This is a genomic window from uncultured Campylobacter sp., assembly GCF_938017705.1.
GTDB lineage: Bacteria > Campylobacterota > Campylobacteria > Campylobacterales > Campylobacteraceae > Campylobacter_B.
In genome coordinates this window covers 1-5,730 of sequence record NZ_CALIIS010000084.1, presented here as the reverse complement: position 1 = coordinate 5,730, position 5,730 = coordinate 1, and the positions used below count along the sequence as shown (strand labels likewise).

The following is a 5,730-nucleotide window of genomic DNA, read 5'->3' as shown; positions in this document are numbered from 1 at the left end:
ATAAAACAAGCGTATTAAGGCAAAATATCAAGATCATCTTAAATTTATGAAATTTGCACCCCGAAGACGCACAGAATTTCATCGGCGCGGGTTTAGGCGTGAGTTTTAAAAGTCTTTCATAGAATTTTATCGCCGATTCTCAACCGCAGACTTGATCCAACTACGCAAATAATCTAGCTGCTGCGGCGTATGGAACCAGTGCTCGCCGTTTTTCATAACGCTTAAGTCGCAGTCGAACTTCTGCGCAAAATTTTTAGCGATGTAAAGAGGCGTGATATCGTCGTTTTTTGCGTATAGAATTCTACTGGGCGTTTTCCACTTAGTGATCGGATTGTTTAAAACAAAACTCCAATATTCCCAAAAAAGCGGTTGCCCGACAGGGGTCAAAATCATCCGCTCTTGCTTCAATCGCTCCTCGCTAACGCCAGCCCTGCGCATTATATTTGAAATAACGTATTTCATATCAAGTATCGGCGAGACGAAGAGGCAGTCGCTAAATTTTTCATCGCGGAAGCTTTGCAGGCTGAACCAGGCCCCTATGCTAACCGCAAATAGCGCGATTTCTTCCCAACGCTTCTTCGCATACGATAAAATTTCGCGAAATTCAAAAATAGTGTGCCTCGGATCATAAAAAATAGACTCGCAAGAGACGGGCTCGTGTTTTCTCTGTCCGTGCCCGGGCAGGTCAAAGCTAATTACCTGCCAGCCTTGCTCACAAACGACGGAAGCCAAAAGCTCCGCATCATCTTTGCTTCCGCCTTGCCCGTGAGCGTAGATATAAACTTTTTTCGAGCAGCTCCCCCAAACGGCGGCGGGAATGCCACGTATCTCGATCGTGCTCTTTTGCATTTTTCGTTCCTTTAAATTTTTTGCGCCGCTTACCCGCATTTTGCGGCAACGTCGCAAACTTGAGTAATAAATATTGCTAAAAATTTAATAGCACGCCCTGCTAGATTGCCTGCAATTAGCGATAAATTTTAAAATTTATCGCAAGAGCTGCGCCTGCCGCTTTGTTTTAAAATTTAGCCGCATGAAATTTCAGGTGGCATAATTTTTATTCTTGCAGCGCAATTAAATTTTTATGTCTTAGATTTCTGCAAGCTGAGAAATTTAAAATTTAAGCTCACGCAAATTTTATCGCGACTCGTGCAAAATTTTAAATTTTACGTTTGCTTTATTTGCAGGCTACGCGAATAAATACCGCTTAAATTTTAAATTCCAAGCGGACTCACGCCTTAGAAGTTAAAATTTGCACTAATTTCATAAGCCCCGCTTAAGATGCGGTTTTTAAAATTTCGGTGCTTGATAGCGCCCGCAATCGCGCTGTGTTTGCCATGAACACATCCAAAAAGCTTAAAAAATCAATCCTGCGGCGCCGAGCTTGACCCCTAAAGAGATAACTATCAAAACCCCAAGCCCCGCGAAAAAGCCCGCCAGCACGTCATCTAGCATCACGCCGAGACCGCCTGGTACGTCGCGATCCACGCGCCCGATGATCGAGGGCTTGCAGATGTCAAACGCCCTGAAAAACAGCAGCGCCAAAATCATCGCGACGATCGATATCCTGCTGCTCTCAAAGCTCGCGATCAGCTCCCGCAGCGGCAGCGAAAAGATCTCGCCCACGGGCGCTGCAACGCACATCGCGATCCACACCCCCACGACCTCGTCGATTACGATCTCGCTGTTATCGTGCGCGCTTACCCGCCTTTCGTAATCGCTTACGATCTTAAGCGAGACGAAAAAAACGAGGCCGGCGCACAAAAACAGCGTCACCTCGCCCGCGAGCATCAAGACCACCAGCCCCACTATCCAGCCTGCGATGCTGCCCCAGGTGCCGGGCGCGGGCTTTAGTAGTCCCGCGCCGAAAAATGTAACGAAAATTTTATCCATAATTATCCTTTTAAATTTTGCTTTTTAAAATTTTACCGCTTATTTTAATTAGGGCATCTGCTCGCGTGCGAAAATTTTAAATTTCATTCGTGCATGTAGAATTAATTTGCCCGCCTACACAAAATCAGTTCTACTCGCTCGCCACAAAAATTTCGCTCGTCAATGTAGGAATTTTAAAATTCTACTCATTTGCGTAAAAATTTTAAAATTTTGCTCGCTTGCGTGGAGATTTCAAACCCATACGCAAACGCACGGCATTTTGCGCGAGCGGCAGTCGTTGCGCTGCATCCGAGTTTTGCGCCGTAACTCGCAGCGACCGCCTAATTTTAAAATTTTAAGCTCGCTTGTCGCAAGCTTAAAATTTAGATCCGCTGTACTGCTAATTTACGCATATGCCGCGCCTTTAAGATTTAAAACCTCTTTTATCGCACCACTAATGCTCTAAAAATTTAGCTTCGTTGTACCGCAAAATTTTACGCCAAATCTGCGTCCGCCGCTCTTTATGCTATAAAATTCCGCACAGTCCTTTCTTCCCGCACTATGAAATTTTACTTTACGTCTAGTCGCCGTAAATTCTAACGTCGCGAAATTTTACCCTCTACCTAGATGCCGTAAATTCCACGTCATTTTTTGCGTCGCGCCCTCGAGAGCTACGTCTTTAGCGCGCTGGTTTGATACAGCTGCATAAGCTGCTCGTAAAACTCGCTCTCGCCGTGGCTCTGTAAGATCCCACTGTTTGGAAAAAGCTCGTCGTAGAGCTTTTGCAGATCCGAAAATCGCGCGGGAAAGAGCTCGCTTAAAATCATCGCCGAGATCTCTTTACGCATAAAAATCGCGGGTGGCAAAATCCCCGCGCGCAGCAGTGCCTTGAGATTTTGCGCGCGGTAATGCACGTGATGATGAGCGCCGTGAGGGCAGTTTTTGGTGCTTACGAGCACCTTGCACTTCTCGCAATAGACGTATTCCGGCATAAGCAAAATCTCGATTTCGCCGCGTTTTTGATACTCGTCCAGCACCGAATGCACGCCGCCACCTTCGAAAAACAGCTCCATATTTGCGTGATTTTGCCCAAAAATTATTTTGTTTATACCTAAATTTTTCGCAATCGCGCATTGCAGGGCGGGCTTGTCGTCAAAAATCGCAAGCGAGCCCAGATCGATCATCATGGCGCGTTGCGCGACCAAAAAATTTTGCAGTAAATACCTTAGCGTTTTTTTGCGTAGCTCGTAGGGCAGGGCGTCTGTGCTTCTCGTGCCGGTTAAAAAAATCACCACGAAATCCGCCTTATCGATCATATGCCTAATCAGCCGCTCATGCACGCGGTGGATCGGATCGGCGCAGGTAAAAAACGCTGAAATTTTAGGCGCGGCAAGCGAGCTTGCGACTTTTTTTATGCGCGCGATTTGCTCTGCAAGCTCATTTTTTAGCAGCGTGATGCGTCCCTGCACTGCAGTTTGCTCTGCGTATGCGTTTTGAAACACCGAGTCTGCGACCTCGCTTGCGCTTGGGGCATAAACGTCGCTAACGTCTATGCGCGCGACAAGCTCACAATAGGCGGGATTTGCAGCGGGATTTTTGATGAAATTTTCGGTGGAATTTGAGATAAAATTTCCCGCCGAATTTGCTACGGATTTTGCATCTGCGCTGCAAACGCGATTGAGTGCGGAATTTTCGGCAAAGCTCTGCGCGGAATTTACCGCAGAATTTTCACTAGAGCTTTTCGCCAAATCCAAAGCGGCATTGTTTGCAGATTTTACATCTGTGCTGCAAGTAAAAGTTTGATCATAGCACGCAGCAAGACTTTCTATATGGTCTAAGCCCTCGCTTGTGGCGTTTATAGCGCTTTGCGCACTTGCAGTGCGCGCGAAATCCGTGCCGCTTTTCGCAAAGCTCTGCTCGTTTTGCGCCGCGGCAGAAACTCCATCCTGCAAGTTGCGCGATTCTTTAGCTAGCAAATACGCACCACTTTCGCCGCTAAGCAAATTTTTGGTGCGTTCGGCTATGCCGTCCTTGCTAAGATAAAGCTCTAAAATATCGCCCTTTTTTGCGTCCGCGCAGGAAAAAACGAAATTTATGCCGCATACGCTTAGCTTGCTTGGGCGCAGTAGCTCGCAGCTCTTGCCGAAAGCGCCGTTTGCGAGCAGGCTCAAGACGTTTAGGTCGGAGCGCGAGATCACTATCTTGCGGATTTGCGTTGCGCTATTATTTGCGCCTTTGCTCTCGCTTCCGGCCTGCTCTGCTTTTAAATTCCATGCCGCGTCCTTAGCTCGCGCCTCCTCTTTTCTGGCATTACTAGCTTTTGACATTTTTAAATTCCGCATCGTTTTTAAATCACGCTTTGCTTTTGAGTTCTGTGATGCTTTTAAATTTTGCTTCGCTTCTAAATTCTGCGCCGCGTCACTCGAAGTTTTTGCGACGTTTAGAGTTTTTGTGCCGCTTAAAATTCCTTCGCTTTCAAGCGGTTTTATTTCGTGCAAATTGTCCGCATCGCGCGAAATTTCTATCTCGCCTGCGGTCCGTACCGGATGCGCGCGGCTATTTTTTTCTTGCGATGCCATATTTTTTCCTTTTCTCCCAAAGCGATTTTCGCGAAATCCCAAGTGCCGCCGCCAGATCGGAGTCGAAATACTCGTCTTGGTGCGCTACGATCGTGAGCTTTACGTATTCTTCAATGCTTAAAATTTCACTGCGTTCTTTGCTGCTGCCAAGCGTAATTTCGTCGCTAAAGCCCTTTTGCGCGCCGATGGATCCGGCAATTAGGCGCATGGATTTGGTTTTGCTTAGAAATTTTTCCTTCTGTGCGCCGCTTAGGCTATCGAAATCTGGTGCGTAAAAAATCTCTGCGCCGCGTTCTAGCGGCTCAGGGCTTTGCGCGGATAGAATTTTAAGACGCGATTTTAGCGCAAGCGCGATCTTAAATACCGCCGCAGCTCGCACTGCCGCATCGCCGCGCAAAAGAAGTGGAAATTTTATCTGCGCTAAATACGCGGGCTGTATTTCGCACGAAAGAGAGATCTCTTTAAGCAACGCTTCGTAGGCTTCGTTTTGCGATTTTAGCGAGCGAAACTGCGCGTAGTGCTCGATCTTTTTTATGAGCTCCTCTATCATAAAAGGCTTTTGGATATAATCCGTCGCGCCCGCTTTTACGGGGTTTAGCACCGTTTCGCTATCGACGTAGGCGACCATCAAAATTATGATCGAGCGCCTAAATTTCTCTATCAGCGGATAAAAGCTCGCGCCGCTCCAGCTCGTAGAAAGTAACACCGCCTCAAACTCCTCCGCAATGCCTGCCGCAGCCGCCAAGCTCGCCGCGTTAGTGCATTCATGCCCCAGCGCGCCCAGCTTGTTTGCGATGCTTTGAGCAAGATAGCTTTCGCTCTCGATTATTAAAATTTTCATACGTCCTGTGCCTCTGCTGCGTGCTTTTGCCAGTCGTAGAATTTCAAGTTTACCGCAGCCTGTGCGGCGATGCCTTCGCTTCTGCCCGTAAATCCCAGCCCTTCGGTCGTGGTCGCTTTGACATTGACGCGCGCGCAGTTTAAAATTTCGCTTAAAACCTCTTGTATCTGCGCTTTGTAAGCGCCGATCTTCGGGCGTTGCGCGATGATCGTAATATCGGCATTTACGAGCTCATAGCCGTAGCCCCTGATGCGCCGCATTACCTTTCGTAACAGCTCCTTGCTATCCGCACCTTTAAGCTTAGCATCGCTATCGGGGAAAAGTTCGCCGATGTCGCCCAGCATCGCCGCACCGCAAATAGCGTCGATTAGGGCGTGGATCGCTACGTCGCCGTCGCTGTGCGCGATCAGTGCGAACTCGCATGGGATCTGCACGCCGCCA

5 protein-coding genes are annotated in these 5,730 nt (G+C 47.9%); all 5 read right to left on the bottom strand.

The window, feature by feature from the left end; all coding sequences use genetic code 11:
- Positions 1 to 126 precede the first annotated feature (126 nt).
- A complete protein-coding gene (locus Q0605_RS04125; RefSeq protein ID WP_298704452.1) occupies positions 127 to 849 on the bottom strand; it encodes an alpha/beta hydrolase in 723 nt (240 codons plus the stop codon).
- A 504-nt stretch (positions 850 to 1,353) separates the two neighbouring features.
- Complete coding sequence (locus Q0605_RS04120) at positions 1,354 to 1,890, bottom strand: phosphatidylglycerophosphatase A (RefSeq protein WP_298704450.1); 537 nt, start codon at positions 1,888 to 1,890, stop codon at positions 1,354 to 1,356.
- A gap of 650 nt (positions 1,891 to 2,540) precedes the next feature.
- Complete coding sequence (locus Q0605_RS04115) at positions 2,541 to 4,448, bottom strand: hypothetical protein (RefSeq protein WP_298704449.1); 1,908 nt, start codon at positions 4,446 to 4,448, stop codon at positions 2,541 to 2,543.
- Positions 4,426 to 5,289, bottom strand: coding sequence for a response regulator (locus tag Q0605_RS04110; RefSeq protein ID WP_298704448.1), 864 nt, complete (start codon positions 5,287 to 5,289; stop codon positions 4,426 to 4,428). Before Q0605_RS04110 ends, Q0605_RS04115 begins: the two co-directional genes overlap by 23 nt.
- A partial coding sequence (ispF, locus tag Q0605_RS04105) for a 2-C-methyl-D-erythritol 2,4-cyclodiphosphate synthase (protein ID WP_298704447.1) occupies positions 5,286 to 5,730 on the bottom strand: 445 nt, incomplete at its 5' end. The genes Q0605_RS04110 and ispF, both read right to left, overlap by 4 nt.